Source organism: Acetomicrobium mobile, from assembly GCF_937920065.1.
Map to the genome: position 1 here is coordinate 1 of NZ_CALETC010000138.1, position 2,075 is coordinate 2,075.

Consider the following 2,075-nt stretch of genomic DNA (forward strand, 5'->3'; position numbering starts at 1 on the left):
TATGAACAATACAACGATGTTCAGCGGAAAGCTCAATGCCGCTCAAACCAGCTAGCTTGTTAACGACACAAGCGCGTTCAAATTCTTTCAGACCACCAGTAGTATCGTGATCAGTAAGAGATAGCAAAGATATTCCCTTTTCTTTTGCCTTTGATGCTAAATTCGAGGGAGATAAAGTCCCATCAGACGCAGTGGAGTGAACATGTAAATCTATTAACAAGAGATATCACACACCAAATCAACTAATATGCCGAACATTGTATTTTCCTCCTGTTGATATGCTCTCCATAAGTCCCTTCTTTGAATATATCTCCCCTAAATTAGATTCCAGGACTCAAAACAAATTATATCTCCTCTTAAAGATAAAATTCGAATTCCGTCAATATCTAATAGGGCAAACGAAGCGGGATTTTTGCCCTTTGGCAGACTAGCCGAACCGGGATTTAAAAAAATCGTTTTTCCTTCACGGGTAATAGAGCTAACGTGCGTGTGTCCCGTAAGTACTAAATCGGCATTGAACGTCGACGCTAGATTCCCTGGCTTTCCAAGATCCGTACCATGCAAGGCAAGTATTAACCTACCATCCCACCATAAGACGGAATAAGGATCTGATATAGGCCACTTCAGTATAGCAGCATCTATATCGGCATCGCAATTGCCTCGAATAATTATGACAGGGATTTTAGAGAGATTGATTTCTTCTGCCAATTCCCTTGGCGCATATTCCTCGGGAAGAGGATTACGAGGGCCATGGTACAAGACATCACCAAGATGAATAATAAGGTTTGATCCTCGCCAAAGGCGCTCTGCTTCCCTCCAAGCCTTTAAGCTTCCATGTGTATCTGAAATAACTGCTATCTTTATAGACATATAAAACCTCATCCTTCCCTCAAGGATAACACGTCCTTTAAAAGTGAATACGAAGTCTCCTTGGGTCCGGAGCCGGAACCACTAATACATATTTCGCCTATGACATCGGTCAAAAGCAGCGCACCTATGGAAAAACCTTCTAAGTGAGCCAAAGGATGGTTTAAGGAAAGAATTTCTGGACTCACACTAATATGTATCTCGTTAGAATTTGCTTCAATCCTGGAAAGGAGCTTTAATTTACCTCCCCTTCTTTTGGCTTCTTCGATATTTTGCGCCGTTATATTTCTAATCCCCTTTATGGAAGCTTGTTTGAGATCGACATTCGCCGACATTAAACTCCTTGCAACTATTGCGGTTTTAGCCGCAGCCTCCAGTCCATCTATGTCAACCCATGGATTTTGCTCCGAAAGGCCACGCCTTTGGGCTTCCAGCAAGGCTTCATCAAAAGTACTTCCCATTCCCATTACAGTAAGTACAAAATTACAGGTACCATTGAGTATCCCCTCAAACCTTCTAATGCAACATCCCGGCAAACCATGACGTACCAAGGAAAAAAGTGGAGTACCCGATAAAACGGTAGCCTCATAAAGTAATTTTACGCCTATCTCCAATGACTCTCGTGTTAATTCATCAAAATGCAAGCTCATAGCGCCTGTATTAGCGGTAACTACATGCTTGCCTCTTTTAATAGCCTTTTTCATGATAGATCTGGCAGGTTCCCCGATTTCAAAATCAGATGGAGTACATTCAACTAAAATATCATAATCCAGGTCTTCCAACATCTCATTTGCGTCACTTATAACCAAAGTGCCCTCGCTCTCCAGAGCATCAATCCTTCCCGTTAAAGCTTCCCATTGAAGCAGCCTATCTACATCGATACCATGGGAGTTAAAAACACATCCTCGACTTCGAGTGGCAACTCCCACAAGGGAAATTGAGGCACTTTCTACAACATCTCGCTTCCTACCTAGTAATTCACAAAAAGCCCTTCCAACTCTACCGCACCCAAAGAGCAAAACCTTCATCGCAACGTGCCCCCTTTCCCACATCCCAATACAGATATGATCGGACAATAATCATTGCAAATTTTACATAAAGAGTGTATCACAATACCTTGAGATTTATAACATTTCTTTAAGGGGGTATAAACGTCACAAATAACAACAAAGCAGGCACATGGCAACGACCTACTCTCCCACGGGTCC

Annotated in this window: 3 protein-coding genes; all 3 read right to left on the reverse strand. The window is 42.3% G+C overall.

What is annotated here, in order from left to right; genetic code table 11:
- On the reverse strand, window positions 1-220 hold a 220-nt coding region (locus tag Q7P41_RS05495; RefSeq protein ID WP_303882783.1), incomplete at its 3' end, for a PHP domain-containing protein.
- Between the two features lie 95 nt (window positions 221-315).
- On the reverse strand, window positions 316-870 hold the full coding sequence (gene yfcE, locus Q7P41_RS05500) for a phosphodiesterase (protein ID WP_303882784.1): 555 nt from the start codon (window positions 868-870) through the stop codon (window positions 316-318).
- 8 nt (window positions 871-878) lie between these two features.
- On the reverse strand, window positions 879-1,895 hold the full coding sequence (locus Q7P41_RS05505) for a homoserine dehydrogenase (protein WP_303882184.1): 1,017 nt from the start codon (window positions 1,893-1,895) through the stop codon (window positions 879-881).
- Window positions 1,896-2,075 lie beyond the last annotated feature (180 nt).